General features: G+C 41.4%; 22 protein-coding genes and 2 other annotated features. All 22 genes read right to left on the reverse strand.

What is annotated here, in order from left to right:
• Positions 1-4 precede the first annotated feature (4 nt).
• Positions 5-505: a 50S ribosomal protein L10 gene (rplJ, locus tag ACTJJQ_RS18375; RefSeq protein ID WP_003217048.1), complete on the reverse strand. Its 501-nt coding sequence runs from the start codon at positions 503-505 to the stop codon at positions 5-7.
• A 69-nt stretch (positions 506-574) separates the two neighbouring features.
• Positions 575-715: a sequence feature (ribosomal protein L10 leader region), on the reverse strand.
• A gap of 46 nt (positions 716-761) precedes the next feature.
• Positions 762-1,460 (reverse strand): 50S ribosomal protein L1, encoded by a 699-nt coding sequence (gene rplA, locus ACTJJQ_RS18380; RefSeq protein WP_007496292.1) that lies wholly within the window; start codon positions 1,458-1,460, stop codon positions 762-764.
• Between the two features lie 99 nt (positions 1,461-1,559).
• A complete protein-coding gene (rplK, locus tag ACTJJQ_RS18385) occupies positions 1,560-1,985 on the reverse strand; it encodes a 50S ribosomal protein L11 (RefSeq protein ID WP_003216956.1) in 426 nt (141 codons plus the stop codon).
• Positions 1,986-2,156: 171 nt separating this feature from the next.
• Complete coding sequence (gene nusG, locus ACTJJQ_RS18390) at positions 2,157-2,690, reverse strand: transcription termination/antitermination protein NusG (RefSeq protein ID WP_003217197.1); 534 nt, start codon at positions 2,688-2,690, stop codon at positions 2,157-2,159.
• Between the two features lie 171 nt (positions 2,691-2,861).
• Positions 2,862-3,038 (reverse strand): preprotein translocase subunit SecE, encoded by a 177-nt coding sequence (gene secE / locus ACTJJQ_RS18395; protein ID WP_008345422.1) that lies wholly within the window; start codon positions 3,036-3,038, stop codon positions 2,862-2,864.
• 34 nt (positions 3,039-3,072) lie between these two features.
• On the reverse strand, positions 3,073-3,222 hold the full coding sequence (rpmG, locus tag ACTJJQ_RS18400; RefSeq protein ID WP_008356502.1) for a 50S ribosomal protein L33: 150 nt from the start codon (positions 3,220-3,222) through the stop codon (positions 3,073-3,075).
• 76 nt (positions 3,223-3,298) lie between these two features.
• On the reverse strand, positions 3,299-3,955 hold the full coding sequence (gene sigH, locus ACTJJQ_RS18405; RefSeq protein ID WP_008345424.1) for an RNA polymerase sporulation sigma factor SigH: 657 nt from the start codon (positions 3,953-3,955) through the stop codon (positions 3,299-3,301).
• Positions 3,956-4,018: 63 nt separating this feature from the next.
• Positions 4,019-4,531: a ribosome-dependent mRNA decay endonuclease Rae1/YacP gene (gene rae1, locus ACTJJQ_RS18410; protein WP_007496285.1), complete on the reverse strand. Its 513-nt coding sequence runs from the start codon at positions 4,529-4,531 to the stop codon at positions 4,019-4,021.
• Positions 4,532-4,533: 2 nt separating this feature from the next.
• The gene (rlmB, locus tag ACTJJQ_RS18415) at positions 4,534-5,283 is read right to left on the reverse strand and encodes a 23S rRNA (guanosine(2251)-2'-O)-methyltransferase RlmB (protein ID WP_017359163.1); all 750 of its coding nucleotides are present in this window, start codon (positions 5,281-5,283) and stop codon (positions 4,534-4,536) included.
• The gene (locus ACTJJQ_RS18420) at positions 5,267-5,698 is read right to left on the reverse strand and encodes a Mini-ribonuclease 3 (RefSeq protein WP_007496281.1); all 432 of its coding nucleotides are present in this window, start codon (positions 5,696-5,698) and stop codon (positions 5,267-5,269) included. Before ACTJJQ_RS18420 ends, rlmB begins: the two co-directional genes overlap by 17 nt.
• A 3-nt stretch (positions 5,699-5,701) precedes the next feature.
• Positions 5,702-7,102 carry a cysteine--tRNA ligase gene (cysS, locus tag ACTJJQ_RS18425; RefSeq protein WP_008345429.1) on the reverse strand — a complete coding sequence of 467 codons (1,401 nt, stop codon included), beginning with the start codon at positions 7,100-7,102 and terminating at the stop codon, positions 5,702-5,704.
• Entirely contained in the window at positions 7,099-7,752 is a 654-nt protein-coding gene (gene cysE, locus ACTJJQ_RS18430) for a serine O-acetyltransferase (protein WP_440174280.1), read from the reverse strand. Before cysE ends, cysS begins: the two co-directional genes overlap by 4 nt.
• Positions 7,753-7,833: 81 nt before the next feature.
• Positions 7,834-8,063, reverse strand: a binding site (T-box leader).
• Positions 8,064-9,515, reverse strand: a complete 1,452-nt coding sequence (gene gltX, locus ACTJJQ_RS18435; protein ID WP_317328449.1) for a glutamate--tRNA ligase — start codon at positions 9,513-9,515, stop codon at positions 8,064-8,066.
• Between the two features lie 94 nt (positions 9,516-9,609).
• Positions 9,610-10,086: a 2-C-methyl-D-erythritol 2,4-cyclodiphosphate synthase gene (ispF, locus tag ACTJJQ_RS18440; protein WP_007496273.1), complete on the reverse strand. Its 477-nt coding sequence runs from the start codon at positions 10,084-10,086 to the stop codon at positions 9,610-9,612.
• Between the two features lie 3 nt (positions 10,087-10,089).
• On the reverse strand, positions 10,090-10,779 hold the full coding sequence (gene ispD / locus ACTJJQ_RS18445) for a 2-C-methyl-D-erythritol 4-phosphate cytidylyltransferase (protein ID WP_440600483.1): 690 nt from the start codon (positions 10,777-10,779) through the stop codon (positions 10,090-10,092).
• A 13-nt stretch (positions 10,780-10,792) separates the two neighbouring features.
• Complete coding sequence (locus ACTJJQ_RS18450; RefSeq protein WP_003217214.1) at positions 10,793-11,893, reverse strand: PIN/TRAM domain-containing protein; 1,101 nt, start codon at positions 11,891-11,893, stop codon at positions 10,793-10,795.
• A 153-nt stretch (positions 11,894-12,046) separates the two neighbouring features.
• Positions 12,047-13,126, reverse strand: coding sequence for a DNA integrity scanning diadenylate cyclase DisA (gene disA / locus ACTJJQ_RS18455; protein WP_007496267.1), 1,080 nt, complete (start codon positions 13,124-13,126; stop codon positions 12,047-12,049).
• A gap of 2 nt (positions 13,127-13,128) precedes the next feature.
• Positions 13,129-14,508, reverse strand: a complete 1,380-nt coding sequence (radA, locus tag ACTJJQ_RS18460) for a DNA repair protein RadA (protein ID WP_017359160.1) — start codon at positions 14,506-14,508, stop codon at positions 13,129-13,131.
• A 93-nt stretch (positions 14,509-14,601) separates the two neighbouring features.
• Complete coding sequence (clpC, locus tag ACTJJQ_RS18465) at positions 14,602-17,037, reverse strand: ATP-dependent protease ATP-binding subunit ClpC (RefSeq protein WP_007496263.1); 2,436 nt, start codon at positions 17,035-17,037, stop codon at positions 14,602-14,604.
• On the reverse strand, positions 17,034-18,125 hold the full coding sequence (locus ACTJJQ_RS18470; protein WP_440600484.1) for a protein arginine kinase: 1,092 nt from the start codon (positions 18,123-18,125) through the stop codon (positions 17,034-17,036). Before ACTJJQ_RS18470 ends, clpC begins: the two co-directional genes overlap by 4 nt.
• A gap of 4 nt (positions 18,126-18,129) precedes the next feature.
• Positions 18,130-18,687 carry a UvrB/UvrC motif-containing protein gene (locus ACTJJQ_RS18475; protein ID WP_007496258.1) on the reverse strand — a complete coding sequence of 186 codons (558 nt, stop codon included), beginning with the start codon at positions 18,685-18,687 and terminating at the stop codon, positions 18,130-18,132.
• A gap of 14 nt (positions 18,688-18,701) precedes the next feature.
• Positions 18,702-19,166: a CtsR family transcriptional regulator gene (locus tag ACTJJQ_RS18480; RefSeq protein WP_003217184.1), complete on the reverse strand. Its 465-nt coding sequence runs from the start codon at positions 19,164-19,166 to the stop codon at positions 18,702-18,704.
• Between the last annotated feature and the right edge of the window lie 209 nt (positions 19,167-19,375).

Below are 19,375 nucleotides of genomic sequence, written 5' to 3' on the forward strand. Positions count from 1 at the left end.
CGCATTAAGCGCCTTGTTCTTCTTTTTGATCTGCAACTGCTTTAGTAGCAAGAGCAAGGTTACGAACTGGAGCTTGAAGAACGCTAAGCAACATAGAAAGTAAGCCTTCGCGAGACGGAAGTTCCGCAAGAGCCTTCACTTCTTCTACAGTCGCTACGTTTCCTTCGATAACACCAGCTTTGATTTCTAAAGCTTCATGGCTTTTCGCAAATTCGTTGATGATTTTCGCAGGTGCGATAACATCTTCGTTACTGAATGCGATAGCGTTTGGACCTGTTAAGAAATCGTTTAAACCCGTTAGTTCAACTTGTTCAACTGCACGGCGAGTCAAAGTATTTTTGTAAACTTTGAATTCTACGCCAGCATCACGAAGCTGTTTACGAAGTTCAGTCACTTCAGAAACTGAAAGACCGCGGTAATCTACGATTACAGTAGACATACTGTCTTTAAACTTAGAAGTAATTTCATCAACGACAACTTTTTTAGTATCGATTGCATTGCTCATGGTTACACCTCCTGTACATTCTTTGTGTAACACTTATACCGATCAGGCCATCACGTTCCTAACGAACGGTTCTCCATATAAAAAGCCTCCATTAAGACATGGAGGCTGTATATACAAGCATACGTTAACGTAAGACTGTGACATATACACCTCGGCGGGTTAATTAAGCCATAAGGCCCCTGCTGTCTACGGTATAAATGATTATTCTATTTTACAACATTTTGATATTATCAAAACGGTTGTGACAAGTCAAGAATTATTTTGCAGAGAAAGAAGATGGGTCCACTTTCACGCCAGGGCCCATAGTAGATGTAACAGAAACGTTTTTCACGTATACACCTTTAGCCGCTGCAGGTTTTGCTTTAAGGATTGTGTCATAGATTGTTGCAAAGTTCTCAACAAGCTTTTCGTCCTCGAAAGAAACCTTTCCGATTGGCGCGTGGATGTTACCAGCTTTATCAACGCGGTATTCTACTTTACCAGCTTTGATTTCATTGATTGCTTTTTCAACTTCGAAAGTTACAGTTCCTGTTTTAGGGTTTGGCATAAGACCTTTTGGTCCAAGTACACGACCGATCTTACCAACTTCACCCATCATGTCAGGTGTCGCAACGATTACATCGAATTCGAACCAGCCTTGTTGGATTTTAGTGATGTAATCAGAATCTCCAACGTAGTCTGCTCCAGCAGCTTCTGCTTCTTTTGCTTTTTCGCCTTTAGCGAACACAAGAACGCGTTGAGTTTTACCAGTTCCGTTAGGAAGTACAACTGCACCGCGGATTTGTTGATCGTTTTTACGAGGGTCTACGCCCAAACGAAAAGCAACTTCTACAGTCGCATCAAATTTCGCTGTATTTGCTTTTTTTGTAAGAGAAACAGCTTCAGCTACATCATACGCTTTAGTACGTTCGATTAGCTTAGCAGCTTCTACATACTTTTTACCTTTTTTAGCCATTATAAAAATCCTCCTTATGTGGTTTTAGCGGAATAACCTCCCACGAATAAGGGTTGCGAACTTGTCAAAACCAAACTCGCAACCCAACAAGACAAAAAATTAATCTTCGATGACAATACCCATACTGCGTGCAGTACCTTCAACCATGCGCATAGCTGATTCAACGCTAGCAGCGTTTAAGTCAGGCATTTTTGTTTCCGCGATTTCGCGTACTTTATCACGCTTAACAGTTGCCACTTTATTACGGTTAGGTTCACCAGAACCAGACTCAATACCAGCTGCTTTTTTAAGTAAAACTGCAGCAGGTGGAGTTTTAGTAATAAATGTAAATGAACGGTCTTCAAAAACCGAAATTTCAACAGGAATGATAAGACCAGCTTGGTCAGCTGTACGAGCGTTAAACTCCTTACAGAATCCCATGATATTAACACCGGCTTGACCTAGTGCAGGTCCAACTGGTGGAGCTGGGTTAGCTTTTCCAGCAGGAATTTGCAATTTAACAACTTTAACTACTTTTTTAGCCACGAGACACACCTCCTTAAAGTCCGTGATGTGGTAATAGGGGAATCCCCCTCCCACTCAACAACTTCATTCTTTATATGAATGACGAAATAACTAGCTAGCGATCTTGAGCGAACTCAAGACGTACCTTTGCTATATTACCACTTCTATACACTCATTTCAAGCTCTTTTAAATTACAATTTATCGATCTGTGTGAACTCAAGTTCCACAGGAGTTTCTCTACCAAACATATTAACGAATACTTTGACTTTGCTTTTATCATAATCAATCTCTTCGATAGAGCCTGTGAAGTTAGCAAATGGTCCATCGATGACCTTGACTGTTTCTTTTAGTTCAAAGTCGATTTCTGTCTTGCGCTCTTCAAGTCCCATTCTCTTCAGAATGGTTTCTGCTTCGCCAGGTAGTAACGCTGTCGGCTTAGAGCCTGATCCAGCTGATCCAACGAATCCTGTCACACCTGGTGTATTACGAACGACATACCAAGAATCGTCAGTCATGACGATTTCTACCAACACATATCCAGGGAATACTTTCTTTTTCACTACTTTTTTCTTACCGTTTTTAATGTCCGTTTCTTCTTCTTCTGGTACAACAACGCGGAAAATTTTATCCTGCATGCCCATTGATTCAACACGCTTTTCCAAGTTCGCTTTCACTTTGTTCTCATAGCCAGAGTACGTATGCACAACATACCAATTCTTTTCCATTTTCGTTCAGGACTATTTAGTCCTTCCCTCCCCACATTTCGTAATGTCTATTTGACGAATCTCGAGTACCGGTAAATATTTTCAAGCAATTGAAAAAACCCGTAAAACGGGTTTTTTGGCAAGTCATATTATGATCTATTATAGCACGTTCAGCAGACCATTATTCAAGTATTAATGAATTAATTCGATTAATTGTGAGATTCCTATATCAAGAAAAGAGAAAAAGATGGCAAAAAATACGACTGTTAAAATAACAGTGATCGTGTAGCGGACCATTTCGTTTTTCTTTGGCCAGCTGACCTTTTTCATTTCTTTCCCGACACTTTTTAAGAAACTGATAATACGCATGTAAAAGACCTCCACAGATTAAAGAACGCAAATCCTACTTCGTTTCTAAATGTGTTTTATGTGAATTACAAGTCTTGCAATATTTCTTAACTTCTAATCTTTCAGCTGCTGAAGCAACACTTTTCATTGTCGTATAATTGCGGCTTCCGCAGTCTTTACAGGCTAGAGTAATCTTTTTCCTCATATTTACACCTATTTTCTCGACATCATTTCCTTAGTACCTTATCACAGTGTCGAAAAAGCTGTCAATATAGGTTTGATTAGAGACTGATCTCGCGCAGCTCTAAATATTTCTCTAATTTTCTCTTTACTCTTTGGAGTGCGTTATCAATTGATTTCACATGACGGTTTAAATCTTCAGAAATCTCCTGATAGGACCTACCATCAAGATAAAGCACAAGTACCTTTCTTTCCAGCTCGCTTAGTAATTCACCCATTTTCATTTCAATATCATCAAATTCTTCTTTGCTAATGATTAAATCTTCTGGGTTAAGCGCTTTAGCACCGGAAATGACGTCCAATAATGTTCTGTCCGATTCTTCATCGTATATCGGCTTGTCTAATGATACATAGGAATTTAACGGGATATGTTTTTGGCGAGTAGCTGTTTTAATTGCGGTGATAATTTGGCGGGTAATACATAATTCTGCAAAAGCCTTAAATGAAGTAAGCTTGTCCTCTCTGAAATCGCGGATAGACTTATAAAGTCCGATCATCCCCTCTTGGACAATGTCCTCTCGATCCGCTCCAATCAAGAAATAAGATCTTGCTTTCGCACGTACAAAATTGCGGTATTTCGTTATTAAATAATCTAGCGCATCACTATCTCCGACATGAACCCTTTCAATGACTTGTTCATCTTCCAACTGGCAAAATTGCTCTCTGATGGACTTACCCTTGCTGTTGTTTAGATTCACTTCGATCCCCCCGACCGCACCTAGATAGAAATATTATACAATAATGGTTGAAATATCGTCAAGCTATTCCAAGTTTCCCCGCCGCCATTTTTCAAACGTTTTCAATACATCTTCTGACAATTCAATTTTGGATGCTGGTTTATCAGAAGTAATCTTTTTGACACGTGTTTCAATCTTTCGTTCAATCACTTCTATCTCTCTTAAGAGCTCTCGTGCTGACTTACGAAGTGCACCCTGCCCAAAAATCGCCCATTGTTCTGTATAATCAGAGGTCGCCACATGAATTTGCGTCCGAATGTTATTTAAGTCTTGTGCCAGTTTTTCAATCCGCTCATCAGCCGTTTCATTTTCTCTTGTAAAGATGACCTCTACTCGGTGGTTTGTCCGCTTCTTTTCGATTCCTTTGACCATATGGGCATCGAATACGACAATGACTCGATACCCTGTATATGCTTGATATTCTGCTAAATGTTGAATCAGCACGTCTCTGGCTTCTTCAAAGCTGTTTTCTTTTAAGTGCTGCAAACGAGGCCATGCACCTATCATGTTGTATCCATCGACTAAGAGGATGTCCATCTCTATTCTCCTAACGGATAACGTTTTCGATACACTTCATACATCAATAGACTAGCGGCAACTGATGCATTTAATGAAGTGACCTTCCCGGCCATTGGCAATTTAATCAAGAAATCACATTTTTCCTTAATCAACCGGCCAATTCCTTTTCCTTCACTGCCAATGACAAGAGCGAGAGGCATCGTTCCATCAAATTGTCTGTAGTCCTGCTTCGCAGATGCATCTGTTCCTGCGACCCAGATTCCTCTTTCTTTCATTTCATCAAGAGCTCTGGAAAGATTGGTTACTTTTGCGACCGGGATATGTTCAATGGCTCCAGTAGATGCTTTCGCAACAGTTGTCGTCAAGCCTACCGCTCGTCGTTTTGGAATGACGATTCCATGTGCACCAACAGCATCGGCCGTACGCATGATCGACCCTAAATTGTGCGGATCTTCAATTTCATCTAAGATGATGAAAAATGGTTGTTCATTCCGCTTTTCAGCAATTTGATACAGATCGTCCAATTCTGCATATTCATATGCTGCTACTTGTGCAACGATTCCCTGGTGCTGACCTGTTACCATCTGATCAAGCTTTTTCCTCGGAACATACTGAATGGTGATATTTTGCTTTTTCGCGAGTTCAATGACCTGCTGGGCTTGTCCTTTTACAGTGTTTTCTGCCATCCAGAGCTTGTATAACTCCCGATCTGACTTCAGTGTTTCAATCACTGCATTTTTCCCAATCACATAATCATGTTGCTGACTCATTTGTCTTCCTCCCTGACGTTCCGATTTCAATCGCCTGACTAATTAACTCTTCTAAGCGTTCGTCCTGCTTCTCAATAAATAAATAACCCATGAGCGCTTCAAGCGCTGTACTATAACGATACGTTTGAACGTCTGTGTTTTTAGGCACTGTGCCTGATTTTGCATTTCTTCCTCTTTTCAGCACCGCTTCTTCCGCTTCTGTGAAAAAGCCCTTCTGCTGAAGCTCAAATAAAATAGCGGCCTGAGATTTAGCTGAGACGATCTTACTTGCACGTTTATGAAGCTCATTTGGTTTGGTCGCCCCCGTTTGGAGGAGGTGATGCCTCACGTATACTTCAAAAATGGCATCACCCATATAAGCAAGTGCAAGTCCGTTCAACTGTTTTCCGTCTTTCAACTTTTCAAAATTCAACATGACCTATTCTCCTCTTTTCCAGCGCGTACCTTGAGGAGTGTCCTCCAATACAATATTCATGCTCTTTAACTGGTCACGAATTTGATCAGACAATGCGAAGTCACGATTCCTTCTAGCTTCATTCCGCTTCTCAATTAATGCTTCTACCTCTTCGTCAAGCGTGTGCTTTTCTTCTAGGGAGAAGCCGAGGACGGATGTGATTTCTTGGAACAAGCCAATAAATGCCTTGATCACTTCCTCAGAAGTATGATCATTTTCCATATAGTAATTCGCTTGTTTCGCTAGTTCAAATAAAACAGAGATGGCATTTGCCGTATTGAAGTCATCATTCATTTCAGAAATAAATGTCGCTCGCTGCTCTTCAATCTTTGTCAACCATTCAGTGTTATCCTCTGTTAAATTGGTACTGCTCTCAAGGCGATGATGTAGATTTGAATAAGATGTTTTGAGTCTGTTAAATGCACTCTTTGTACTTTCCAATAAGTCAATGGAGTAATTGATTGGATGACGATAGTGAACTGACAGCATAAAGAAACGAAGCACATCTGGATCTTGTTCTTTAATAATGTCATGTACAAGCACAAAGTTCCCAAGTGATTTTGACATTTTTTCATTCTCAATATTAATATACCCGTTATGCATCCAATACTTCGCAAAAGGTTTTCCTGTCAAAGCCTCAGATTGAGCGATCTCATTCTCGTGATGAGGGAACGTTAAATCCTGTCCGCCAGCATGAATGTCAATCGTATCGCCTAAATACTTTTTGACCATCGCAGAGCACTCGATATGCCAGCCTGGACGCCCTTCACCCCACGGACTGTCCCAAGAAATCTCCTGATCCTTTGCGGCCTTCCATAATGCAAAATCGAGTGCATCCCTTTTCTTTTCACCTACACGAATACGGGCACCTGTCTTTAATTCATCAATCGATTGGTGAGACAGCTTTCCGTAGCCTTCAAATGAGCGTGTGCTGTAATACACGTCACCATCTGCCTCATAGGCGTAGCCTTTTTCAATCAATGTGGCGATAAACGCAATGATATCATCCATATTTTCTGTCACTCGCGGGTGAAGGTCTGCTTTTTTGCAGCCTAATGCACTGACGTCCTCAAAGTATGCTTGGATAAATCGATCGGCAATCGTTGGGACATCCTCGCCTAATTCATTTGCTGCTTTGATGAGTTTATCATCCACATCAGTAAAGTTGGATACGAAATTCACATCATAGCCGCTATATTCTAAATACTTACGTACCGTGTCATATACAATGGCAGGTCTTGCATTCCCGATGTGAATGTAGTTATACACGGTTGGTCCGCATACATACATTTTGACCTTTCCTGGTTCAAGCGGGACAAACTCTTCCTTCTTACGTGTCAATGTATTATAAATATTGATTGTCATGATTGTTCTTCCTTTCTGCTCAATGAAGCCAGTTCACGTTTTAGCTTTTCCATTTCTCGCTCCAATTCTTTGAAACGATCGGAAACTGGATCTGGCAAATCTTGATGATTGAGATCACGATTGATTTTCTTTCCATTTTGAACGACCACTCGCCCAGGTATACCTACAACAGTGGAATGGTCTGGTACGTCTTTTAACACAACAGACCCCGCACCAATCTTGGACCCTTTTCCTACGGTAATGGAACCGAGCACCTTAGCACCAGTCGCAATCAGGGCATCGTCCAAAATAGTTGGATGCCGCTTTCCCTTTTCTTTCCCTGTTCCCCCTAATGTCACGCCTTGGAAAACAGTGACGTTATCTCCAATTTCACATGTTTCCCCAATCACGACGCCCATGCCGTGATCAATAAAGAACCGCCGGCCGATGGTTGCTGCTGGGTGAATCTCAACCCCTGTGAAAAACCGGCTGACCTGAGAAATGATCCGCGCAAGAAAATACAGCTTACGCTTATAAAATGCATGCGCAATACGATGAGCCCAAATCGCATGAAGCCCTGAATAGGTTAGCACTACTTCAAGATAGCTTCTAGCAGCAGGATCTTGATCAAACACAGTATCAATATCTTCTTTCAGCATTTTGAAAAACACATGCTCCCCCCGTTCTTCCCCATCAATCTCTCTTAGGACTTGCTCTCTTTTTTGGACAAATAAAAAACGCCTCTGCCATATGACAGAGACGTTTTGAAAACGCGGTTCCACTCTGTTTAGAAAGCCCTCATTTCGCAGCCTTCTCAACTTCATCCCATAACGGAGGGTACCGCCCTTGCATACTAACATACGTGTTCCTCAAGGGTCTTGAGGGTGCATTTCCAACGTCTGCCCATAAGTCTCTTTCAGCCGGTGAAGACTCTTTCTGTGATGGACGATAACATTGTACTTCTCCCTCGCAACGATTTTCCTTATATTTGTTTAATGCGGTTTAATACCGTCTCTTTACCTAGTAGTTCAATACTTTGCGGAAGCTCTGGGCCATGCGTTTGTCCAGTGACAGCCACACGAATTGGCATGAATAGTTTCTTACCTTTATGCCCTGTTTCTTTTTGTACCGCTTTAATGGCAGCTTTGATTTCATCAGGTGTGAAAGACTCTAGACGTTCAAGCTGACCTGCAAACGAAGCCATCACTTCTGGTACTTGCTCTTCTGCAAGAACTTCCTTTGCCTCTTGATTATACTCAATTTGTTCCTTAAAGAACAACTCTGTTAACTCAACAATTTCTGCTCCGTAGCTCAATTGCTCGTGGTATAGAGAAATGAGTTTGCGCACCCACGTGTTTTCTTCTTCTGTCAGCTGCTCGCTTACCTTGCCTGCCTTTTGAAGATGTGGAAGTGTAAGTGCCACAACTTGATCAAGATCAAGTGCTTTCACGTATTGGTTATTCACCCATTTTAGTTTATGCATATCAAATAGAGCTGGTGACTTAGAAAGTCGATTGACATCAAAAATATCGATGAACTGCTCTTTTGTAAATAGTTCCTCTTCACCAACTGGAGACCATCCAAGCAGTGCAATGAAGTTAAACAAAGCTTCTGGTAAATAGCCCAAGTTCTTATACTGTTCGATGAACTGGATAATTGATTCATCACGCTTGCTTAATTTCTTGCGGTTCTCGTTTACAATCAGCGTCATATGTCCGAACAGCGGAACATCCCAGCCAAATGCATTGAAGACCATAATTTGTTTAGGTGTATTCGAGATGTGATCCTCACCACGAAGAATGTGAGTCATTTTCATCAAATGATCATCCACTGCTACAGCGAAGTTATACGTTGGCGTACCATCTTTCTTCACAATGACAAAGTCACCGATGCCGTCTGTTTCAAATGAAATATCACCTTTGACCATATCATCAAATTTGATGATTTCTCCTTTTGGCACACGGAAGCGAATGCTTGGCTCTCTTCCTTCAGCAATCAGCTTGTCCTCTTCTTCTTTTGATAAATGACTGCATTTACCAGAATATCGAGGCATTTCACTGCGGGCAATTTGTGCTTCACGCTCTTCTTCTAGTTCTTCAGCCGTACAATAGCACTTATATGCCAAGTCTTTCGCTAGTAGCTCGTCATAATATTTTTTGTAAATATCATTACGCTCTGATTGTCTGTAAGGACCGTAGCCGCCATCTTTATCAATGCTCTCGTCCCAATCAATTCCGAGCCACTGCAAATGACGAAGCTGACTTTCTTCTCCGCCTTCTACATTACGCTTTTGATCCGTATCCTCGATTCGAATAATAAATTTGCCGCCTTGACTGCGTGCGAACAAATAGTTGAAAAGAGCCGTTCTAGCATTCCCAATATGTAAATGACCAGTTGGACTCGGTGCATAACGAACACGCACTTCATTTCCCATGAGTTTAACTTCCTTTCATCTGCATCATGTTGTCTGACACCAATTTTTTATAAACGTATTTTATCATCAAAACCCATTCTCATCAAAACGGATTTTACTTTTTCTGAAGAAGTACGGTTGCTTGAGAGGCAATTCCTTCGCCTCTTCCTGTAAATCCAAGTTTCTCTGTCGTTGTTGCTTTGACATTCACCTGTGTGACATCTGCCTCAAGGGCTTCTGCGATTTTCTCACACATTGGCTGAATGTATGGTGCCATCTTTGGCTTTTGCGCCATGATCGTGCAATCGATATTCACCAGTGTATAGCCTTTTTCTTTTACAAGCGCCCACACGTGCTGAAGTAATTTAAAAGAGTCTGCATCTTTAAACTCCGGATCCGTGTCTGGGAAATGTCTGCCGATATCTCCTTCAGCAATCGCACCTAGGCAGGCATCTGCCACAGTGTGAAGCAGTACGTCCGCATCTGAATGCCCAAGTAGACCCTTTTCATAAGGGATGGTCACACCGCCAATAATAAGAGGTCTTCCCTCTGTTAATTGATGCACATCAAAACCTTGTCCTATTCTAAACATGTTCTAGTACCCTCTTTCCGCATCCATAATTGCCTTGGCAACCAATAAATCATCCGGTGTTGTCAGTTTAATATTGGTATAGTCTCCTTGGACAACATACACACTCTCACCGTGTAATTGTTCCACAAGACTGGCGTCATCTGTTCCAAGAAAGCCTGTCCGCTCCGCATGTTCATGCGCTTCTTTTAAAATAGAATGACGAAAAGCTTGTGGGGTCTGGACTGCCCACAAGCTCTGACGTTCAATGGTTTGTTCCACTTTGCCTTCTTGAACGCGTTTGATTGTGTCTTTCACTGGTACCGCTACGACTGCGGAGCCTTTTTCAATCGCTGCTTTAACGAGCAAGTCAATCTGTGTATGCTTAATAAAAGGCCTTGCGCCATCATGCACAAGCACGATGTCCGCATCTTGCACAGCCTTCAATCCTTCGTATACACTTTGCTGCCGTTCTTCACCGCCAGTGACAAGTGAAACAGGCGTTTGAAAAGCGTGTACCTTCAGTAGCCTTTCAAAGTCACGACGCTCTTCCTCATTGATCGCTAAGATCATGCGTCTGCATTGTGAATGAGCGTCAAACACCTTCAGTGTGTGGATGATGACCGGCATTCTTTTCAATTCAATAAAAAGTTTATTGCGGCCGGCCTTCATTCGCTTCCCCTGCCCCGCAGCCGGAATAACTACTTCATAATACATGTTCGTTCTCCCTTTAGAGCGCCTTCTCCAGAAGTTTTGGCTTCGCAAAAATCATTCTTCCAGCAGCAGTTTGCAGCACACTCGTGACGAGCACATCAATGTCTTTTCCAATATAATTGCGTCCTTCTTCGACCACAATCATCGTACCGTCATCTAAGTAAGCAACACCTTGGTTATGCTCTTTCCCATCTTTGATGACCTGTACCTTCATTTCTTCCCCAGGCAGTACAACCGGTTTGACTGCATTGGCTAGATCATTGATGTTTAACACTGCTACTTTTTGAAGTTCGCATACTTTATTTAAATTAAAATCATTTGTCACAACAACACCTGAAGTTAACTTAGCGAGTTTCACAAGCTTGCTGTCAACCTCTTGAATATCTTCAAAGTCACCTTCGTAAATTTCAACTTTAATATCCAGTTCTTTTTGGATACGATTTAAAATATCAAGACCTCTTCGGCCTCTATTTCTCTTTAATACATCAGAAGAGTCTGCAATATGCTGTAATTCCTCGAGTACAAATTGAGGAATGACCATCACACCTTCTAGGAATCCAGTTTGACAAATATCTGCGATTCTTCCATCAATGATAACACTTGTGTCTAAAATTTTCAGCTTTTTATCTTCTATTTCAGGTTCATCATCAGCTGCTCCTTTTTTCTTTGTGACCTTTGCAGATCGAGAGAACAGCCCCATCATTTCATCCTTCTTCTTAAACCCTACCTGAAATCCAAGGTATCCTAAAAAGAAAGCCAGGAAAATCGGAATAATGGTACCAAAAATATGATATGGGATATTGTTTAGCGGGATCACGTTTACAATAAGATATGCTAGAATAAGTCCAAATACTAAACCGAAACTTCCAGATATAAGATCAGGAAGAGGCGCCTTCAATAGAGAATCCTCGATCCATTTCACCCAATTAACCACATAGCCTGTGCACCATTTACCAATGATAAAGAACACAGCGGCTCCTATTAGTGCCGAAGAGTAAGCATTTGTTATGAAAGGTATGTCCTTCACATTTAACAGCAGAAATAACTCTGGAATGATAAAAATCCCTACAACTGCACCGAAAATGATAAAAAACGCCTGAACGATTCTTTTTAACATACCTTCACCTCCTTTATTTTTCATCTGTCAATCCACCTTCATCTGACATTGATATATGCTTAAGTTTCCTATCATCATGAACAGAAAACAAAACCATCATTAATATACCCATATTCATCCATTTTTAACCGTATTTAAGAAAAATTTCTCTTTTTATAGCTGACGGTCGATATAATGTTTTTCTTGCAGTCTTTTTAATCCTTTTTTTATCTTTTTCGCTCTTACTTCTCCAATTCCTTCTACTTCATCCAAATCTTGTACATCTGCTTCCATAATTCGATCTAGCACACCAAATGCTTCGACCACGTTTTCAACGATTGGCATAGGCAGTCTAGGGATTTTATGAAGTAATCTGTATCCTCTAGTGTACACATATTCGTCAATATTTGTAGATGCTGGATAGCCAAGTAACTTGTACAAAATGGAGTCATCTAAAAGCTCAAAACTCGACATATCTTGGAGCTGTTTCAGTAGCACATATGGATCTTTGATCTTTTCTTTCACGTAATCTTTAATAAATAACGCCGCTTCCTGCTCCATATCTGTAATCAGCTCATTGACTTGCAGACGGATCAAGTGTCCTTCTGTCCCAAGCTCTTTGATATACATATTGATTTCATTTTTGATTCTAAGTACCATTTCATAACGATGTAGCACGGATAATACATCACCAAAGGTCACAAGCTCTTCAAATTCTAAGGCGCTTAACGCAGAAATGGCGTGATCTAAAATGGTTTTATATTTCTCAAGTGTTTGTATCGCTTGGTTGGCCTTCGTCAAAATAAAACCAATATCTTTCAACGTATATCGTCGATTCCCTTGGTATAAGGTAATGACGTTCCGACGTTCAGAAATGGCAATGATTAAGCAACCTGTCTGCTTTGCTACACGTTCAGCCGTTCGGTGTCTCATGCCTGTTTCTGATGAATGAATGGTTGCATCCGGCATGAGCTGTGTATTCGCATACAAGATTTTTTGACCAGAGTCACTTAAAATAATCGCCCCATCCATTTTCGCCAATTCATATAAATGTGCTGGGGAGAAAGCAGAATTAATATGAAATCCTCCATCTACCACACTTTTCACTTTATCGTTATAACCAACAACAATGAGCCCTCCAGTATTGGCTCTTAGGACGTTTTCAATCCCTGCCCGCAGGGGTGTCCCTGGTGCCACAAACTGGACAATATCTAAGAGATCGACTTCTCTCGCTCCTTTTTTCTCTTTTTCCATTTCTATGATCCCCCTAGTGAAATACGAAGTGCCTCTGCTACATTTTCTACACCGACTAACTCAATCCCTCTCGGTTTTTTCCATCCATCTATATTCGCCTGAGGAATAAACATTCGTTTAAATCCTAGTTTAGCAGCTTCCTGCACACGCTGTTCAATTCTTGAAACTCTTCTGACTTCTCCCGTCAGACCCACTTCTCCTATAAAGCAATCTGCTTGATGCGGCGCTGCATCTTTAAAGCTTGATGCAATACTGACGGCAATAGCCAAGTCAATCGCTGGTTCATCAAGTTTCACACCACCTGCGACCTTTAAATAGGCATCTTGGTTTTGCAGTAGCAGCCCTACCCGTTTTTCTAAAACGGCCATAAGCAATGACACTCGGTTATGATCAAGGCCAGTAGCCATTCTCCGTGGATTCCCAAAGCTCGTCGGTGAAATAAGTGCTTGTATCTCCACTAGAACAGGTCTTGTTCCTTCCATTGAGGCAACAACACACGATCCAGATACACCTGCTGACCGCTCTTCTAAGAAGATTTCTGATGGGTTTAATACCTCTGTGAGCCCTTCCTCTCTCATTTCAAAAATTCCTAATTCATTCGTTGAACCAAAACGGTTTTTCACTGCCCGTAAAATACGAAACGTATGATGGCGCTCCCCTTCAAAATAAAGAACTGTATCTACCATATGCTCTAAAAGGCGCGGCCCAGCAATCGAGCCCTCCTTCGTCACGTGACCAACGATAAAAATAGGAATACCATTCGTCTTGGCAATTTTCATCAGCTGGGCAGTGCATTCCCTCACCTGAGAAACAGATCCAGGAGCTGACGTGATATCGCTTTGATAAACGGTTTGAATTGAATCGACCACAACAAAAGCGGGTTTCATCTCTTGTATAGCAGACGTTATATACTCCATATCGGTTTCAGCCAAAACATGTAAAGAGGCACTTTCAATACCGAGACGGTCTGCCCTAAGCTTCGTTTGTTTGATTGATTCCTCACCAGATATGTACAACACATTCTGATTTTGATCTGATAGCTGTGCTGAAACTTGTAATAATAGTGTGGACTTCCCAATCCCTGGATCACCGCCAATAAGAACGAGTGAACCTTTGACAATTCCACTTCCTAATACTCGGTTAAATTCTTCTAAATTCGTTTTAATTCGGGGTTCTTCGGATGTTTCAATTGCAGATATAGGTGAAGGTTTTTGAATGGTTTGAACAGAATGATTAAACGCACTTCGACGATTTGCCGGCTCTTTACGAACGACCTCTTCTGTCATACTGTTCCAAGTGCCGCAGCCGGGACATTTCCCCATCCATTTGGCTGACTCATAACCGCATGATTGGCATATAAATTTTGATTTTGACTTAGCCATAGATTGAAGAATACAACTCCTTATACTGGTCAGAAAATAAGTAAAGGGAGGCATCCAACTTACTGGTATGCCTCACACTTTTTTCTTACTATATTAGTTCGTAGCAGCCGTTGCTTTTACGACAATTTCTCCATCTTCTACATCTAATACGATATGTTGGCCCTTTTCAATATTGCCTTTCAGCAATTCCTCAGAAAGTCGATCCTCGACGTGCTTTTGAATCGCTCTTCTTAACGGACGAGCACCATACTCAAGATCTACACCTTCGTCGGCAATCTTGGCTTTTGCTGCTTCCGTCAATTCAATTGAAAGGTCCTGCTCTTTTAGTCGTTTTGTCAATTGATCAGACATGAGAGACACAATCTCTTTTAGATGTTTCTTTTCGAGTGAGTGGAAGACAATGATTTCATCAATACGGTTGATGAACTCCGGTCTAAACGCACGTTTCAGCTCACCCATTACTTTGCCTTTCATATCTTTGTAATTTTGACTTTCATCCTGCACGTTAAAGCCAACATATTTATTGCGCTTCAGCTCACTAGCTCCAACGTTTGAAGTCATAATCAAAATCGTATTTCTAAAGTCAACAGTACGACCTTTAGAATCAGTGAGACGACCATCTTCTAACACTTGAAGTAAGATGTTAAACACATCAGGGTGCGCCTTTTCAATCTCATCTAAAAGCACGACAGAATACGGCTTTCTTCTCACTTTTTCAGTCAGCTGACCGCCCTCATCATAGCCCACATAGCCTGGAGGTGATCCAACAAGTCTTGAAGTCGAGTGTTTTTCCATGTACTCAGACATATCAATACGAATCATCGCTTCTTCATCACCGAAGATAGACTCAGCGAGTGCTCTTGCAAGCTCAGTCTTACCAACACCTGTTGGCCCTAAGAAAATAAAGGAGCCTATCGGACGTTTCGGATCTTTTAGTCCAGCACGGGCACGTCTTACAGCTTTTGCAACAGCAACAACTGCTTCATCCTGTCCAATGACGCGAGAGTGGAGCAATTGTTCCATGTTTAGAAGCTTATCTGTTTCTGTTTGAGCAATTTTTGAAACAGGTACTCCCGTCCAGCTAGAAACAACCATTGCGATATCATCCACAGAAACCTCTGAATTCTCTTGTCCCTGCTTTTCTTTCCAAGATTTCTTCGTCACTTCTACCTTTTCACGCAAACGTTGCTCCGTATCACGAAGAGAAGCGGCTTTTTCAAATTCTTGACTTTGAACAGCTGCATCCTTTTCCTTGCGTACTTCATCCAGCTTTTGCTCAAGTTCCTTTAGATTAGGCGGTGTTGTGAAAGAACGTAAGCGAACTTTTGAACCCGCCTCATCAATTAAGTCGATCGCCTTATCTGGAAGAAAACGATCGGAGATATAACGATCAGAAAGCTTTACCGCCGCCTCAATGGCTTCATCTGTAATAGACACACGGTGATGTGCTTCATAACGGTCTCTAAGCCCTCTTAAAATTTGAATACTTTCATCAACAGATGGCTGGTCCACTTGAATTGGCTGGAATCGACGTTCAAGTGCAGCATCTTTTTCAATATATTTACGGTACTCATCTAACGTTGTTGCCCCGATACATTGAAGCTCACCACGTGCTAAAGATGGTTTTAGAATATTAGAGGCATCAATCGCACCCTCTGCTCCACCTGCACCAATCAGTGTATGAAGTTCATCAATGAAGAGAATGATATTTCCAGCCTGACGGATTTCGTCCATGACTTTTTTCAAACGATCCTCGAATTCACCACGATATTTCGTTCCCGCTACAACAGTTCCCATATCAAGGGTCATGACTCGTTTATCACGCAGAATTTCAGGCACTTCGTTGTGAATAATTTGCTGTGCGAGGCCTTCTGCGATCGCTGTTTTACCAACACCAGGCTCACCAATCAAGACAGGGTTATTCTTTGTTCTTCTACTTAGGACCTCAATGACACGCTGAATTTCTTTGCTGCGGCCAATCACAGGGTCCAAGCTGTCCTCTTTCGCAATAGCCGTTAAGTCTCTTGCCAAGCTATCTAAAGTTGGTGTATTGGCATTGCTATTAGATCCTGCCGCAGATGCACCCGTTTCATTGCTGCCTAGAAGCTGCAATACTTGCTGGCGTGCTTTATTTAAGCTCACTCCGAGGTTATTTAAGACACGGGCAGCTACACCCTCTCCCTCACGAATAAGACCTAAAAGAATATGTTCTGTCCCTACATAGGAATGACCAAGCTTTCTCGCTTCATCCATAGAAAGCTCCGTAACCTTCTTCGCTCTAGGTGTGTAATGAGGAATAGCTTGAGACACCTCTTGCCCTCTTCCAATCAAGCTCTCGACTTCTTTTTGGATTTTATCTGAAACAAGGCCCAGTGCTTCTAATGCTTTTGCGGCGATGCCCTCACCTTCACGTACAAGACCAAGTAAAATATGCTCTGTACCGATGTTCTTATGGCCTAGGCGAATGGCTTCTTCTTGTGCAAGTGCTAATACCTTTTGAGCTCTTTCAGTGAATCTTCCAAACATCATATCGTTTCATCCTCCTGTCCATTCCTATGCATTTCTAAGCGCAGCCTTTCTCTGATAATTGCTGCTCGTTTTATATCTCTTTCATTTGGTTCCAAGGCTCCTCCTGAATATTGCTGAAGGAAGCCAGGCTGTGTCAAAATCATGAGTTCATTCAGTATATTACTTGAAAGCCCCTTAATGATACCTAAATCAATTCCAAGTCGCACATCTGACAAACACTTAGCCGTTTCCTTAGATTCAATCATGCGACAATTAGCCAAAATCCCCAAGGAACGGTACACTCTGTCTTCAAGTTCAATTTTAGACGTCTGATATAATGCCTTACGTGCAGATCGCTCTTGTTCAATGAGCTGCGCCGTCACACTATTCAAGTCATCTACAATATCTTCTTCTGATTGACCCAGTGTCATTTGATTTGAAATTTGAAAGATGTTTCCTATTGCTTCGCTACCCTCACCATAAATTCCTCTGACCACAAGACCTAATTGATTAATTGCAGGAATAATGCGATTCATTTGTCTTGTCAGGGCTAATGCTGGTAAGTGCATCATGACTGAAGCCCTAATACCTGTACCTACATTGGTCGGACAGCTCGTTAAGTATCCTCGCTTTTCTGAAAACGCATAATCCACTTGCTCTTCAATCCAGTCATCTATTTGGTTAGCTGCTTTTAGTGCATTAGCCAGCTGAAACCCTGGGAACAAGCATTGAATACGAATATGGTCTTCCTCATTCAGCATGACACTGATTTCTTCATTTTCTGAAAGCAAACAGCCGCCAAATCTTGATTCTGCTAAATTGGGGCTAATCAAATGCTTTTCAACAAGTACCCTTTTAGCCAAAGGCTGCGTGTCATTCATTCGAATCAGAACAAAGTTTCCAATGTCCTTCACTTCCTGGTTCGCAAACTTTTGCTCGAATTGCTGAAGAACAGCTTCAGCCTCCTCTTGAGAAAACTGAGTTGGGAAACGAACATGCTCTAGATTGCGTGCCAGTCGAATACGACTGCTTAGAACAATGTCACTTTCTGGTCCTTTCTGTTTCATCCATTGACTTAATGCGTCTTGAATAAAATGCTGGAGCGACATGTCGTTAATCTCCCTCCCTCTGCTGAGATTGCTCATGCTCTAACGCACGAATTTGATCTCGAACTTCCGCTGCTTTTTCAAACTCTTCCTGTTCAATCAGCTGCTTCAGTTCTTGCTGCATTAACTCAAGTTTCCGGCGAACATGCAGACTGCCGGCAATCCGTTTAGGGACTTTTCCATTATGGACTGTATTTCCACTATGGACTTTCCTTAAAACAGGATTTAAATACTGATCAAAGGTTCGATAACATTCTGCACAGCCAAAACGGCCTGTTTTCCTGAATTGCTGAAAAGTTAAGCCACACTTAGGACATTGATCCACTTCTCTTGCTTCTTGAAAAATAGATGACCCTTTATTCGCACTTGTGGTAAAGCTAGGATCAATATTCAATAAGCCTGATAATAAGTTGTGAATCGAGAAACCTTGGTTTCCACTCATAGCATATGAATCACTGTTTTCTTTTGCACATTGTTCACATATGTGCATTTCTTGTTTTTCTCCATTTATTACTTTCGTAAAGTGAAAAGTGGCTGGTCTCTCATTGCATTCTTGACAAATCAATCTTTTCACCCGCTTTACTTTAATTTCAAAGCATTTAACATCGCTTTCATCATCCGAGCCCGCAGTTCATCTCGTTCAGGTAAATCAATGTGTAAAACAGAACGGTCCATGACACTAATCATCATCTTTGCTTCTCTTTCGGATAAAATGTTGTTCTCAACAAGACGCATGATGATATGATCAGATGCAGCCTGTGATAAACGATGATATATTTGGGAAATAATGTTGTTCAATAAATCGACTTCATCATTCATTTTGACTTTAATGATACGGATATAGCCACCGCCGCCACGCTTACTTTCGACGATATAACCTCTTTCGCTCGTAAAGCGTGTATTGATAACATAGTTAATTTGTGAAGGTACGCATTGAAACTTATCTGCAATTTCATTGCGTTTAATTTCTAATATTTCTCGACCATTCTGATCCAAGACTTCCTTCAAATACTGCTCGATGATATCAGAAATATTTTGTGCCACTCCGCCTCCTCCTCCATTGACTTTGACTATATTTGACTTTAATCTTACTATAAATTTTTTCGATCGATTTTTCAAGATAATCGCTCAACTAACAATATTATTTCCACATTTATCTGGTGCCAAACGTCCCAAAAACACAAAAAAGACCAGTTCCGATTGGAACTGATCCTTTGAAAGGCTTGGCGGCGTCCTACTCTCACAGGGGGAAA

Source organism: Bacillus sp. 22483, from assembly GCF_052044605.1.
GTDB lineage: Bacteria > Bacillota > Bacilli > Bacillales > Bacillaceae > Bacillus > Bacillus altitudinis.

Excerpts from the sequence above, each read along its gene's own strand:
- rplJ (WP_003217048.1), bottom strand. The coding sequence starts at position 505 with ATGAGCAATGCAATCGATACTAAAAAAGTTGTCGTTGATGAAATTACT.
- rplA (WP_007496292.1), bottom strand. The coding sequence starts at position 1,460 with ATGGCTAAAAAAGGTAAAAAGTATGTAGAAGCTGCTAAGCTAATCGAA.
- nusG (WP_003217197.1), bottom strand. The coding sequence starts at position 2,690 with ATGGAAAAGAATTGGTATGTTGTGCATACGTACTCTGGCTATGAGAAC.
- secE (WP_008345422.1), bottom strand. The coding sequence starts at position 3,038 with ATGCGTATTATCAGTTTCTTAAAAAGTGTCGGGAAAGAAATGAAAAAG.
- rpmG (WP_008356502.1), bottom strand. The coding sequence starts at position 3,222 with ATGAGGAAAAAGATTACTCTAGCCTGTAAAGACTGCGGAAGCCGCAAT.
- rae1 (WP_007496285.1), bottom strand. The coding sequence starts at position 4,531 with ATGGACATCCTCTTAGTCGATGGATACAACATGATAGGTGCATGGCCT.
- rlmB (WP_017359163.1), bottom strand. The coding sequence starts at position 5,283 with ATGAGTCAGCAACATGATTATGTGATTGGGAAAAATGCAGTGATTGAA.
- ACTJJQ_RS18420 (WP_007496281.1), bottom strand. The coding sequence starts at position 5,698 with ATGTTGAATTTTGAAAAGTTGAAAGACGGAAAACAGTTGAACGGACTT.
- cysS (WP_008345429.1), bottom strand. The coding sequence starts at position 7,102 with ATGACAATCAATATTTATAATACATTGACACGTAAGAAGGAAGAGTTT.
- gltX (WP_317328449.1), bottom strand. The coding sequence starts at position 9,515 with ATGGGAAATGAAGTGCGTGTTCGTTATGCACCGAGTCCAACTGGTCAT.
- ispF (WP_007496273.1), bottom strand. The coding sequence starts at position 10,086 with ATGTTTAGAATAGGACAAGGTTTTGATGTGCATCAATTAACAGAGGGA.
- ispD (WP_440600483.1), bottom strand. The coding sequence starts at position 10,779 with ATGTATTATGAAGTAGTTATTCCGGCTGCGGGGCAGGGGAAGCGAATG.
- ACTJJQ_RS18450 (WP_003217214.1), bottom strand. The coding sequence starts at position 11,893 with ATGTTAAAAAGAATCGTTCAGGCGTTTTTTATCATTTTCGGTGCAGTT.
- disA (WP_007496267.1), bottom strand. The coding sequence starts at position 13,126 with ATGGAAAAAGAGAAAAAAGGAGCGAGAGAAGTCGATCTCTTAGATATT.
- radA (WP_017359160.1), bottom strand. The coding sequence starts at position 14,508 with ATGGCTAAGTCAAAATCAAAATTTATATGCCAATCATGCGGTTATGAG.
- clpC (WP_007496263.1), bottom strand. The coding sequence starts at position 17,037 with ATGATGTTTGGAAGATTCACTGAAAGAGCTCAAAAGGTATTAGCACTT.
- ACTJJQ_RS18470 (WP_440600484.1), bottom strand. The coding sequence starts at position 18,125 with ATGTCGCTCCAGCATTTTATTCAAGACGCATTAAGTCAATGGATGAAA.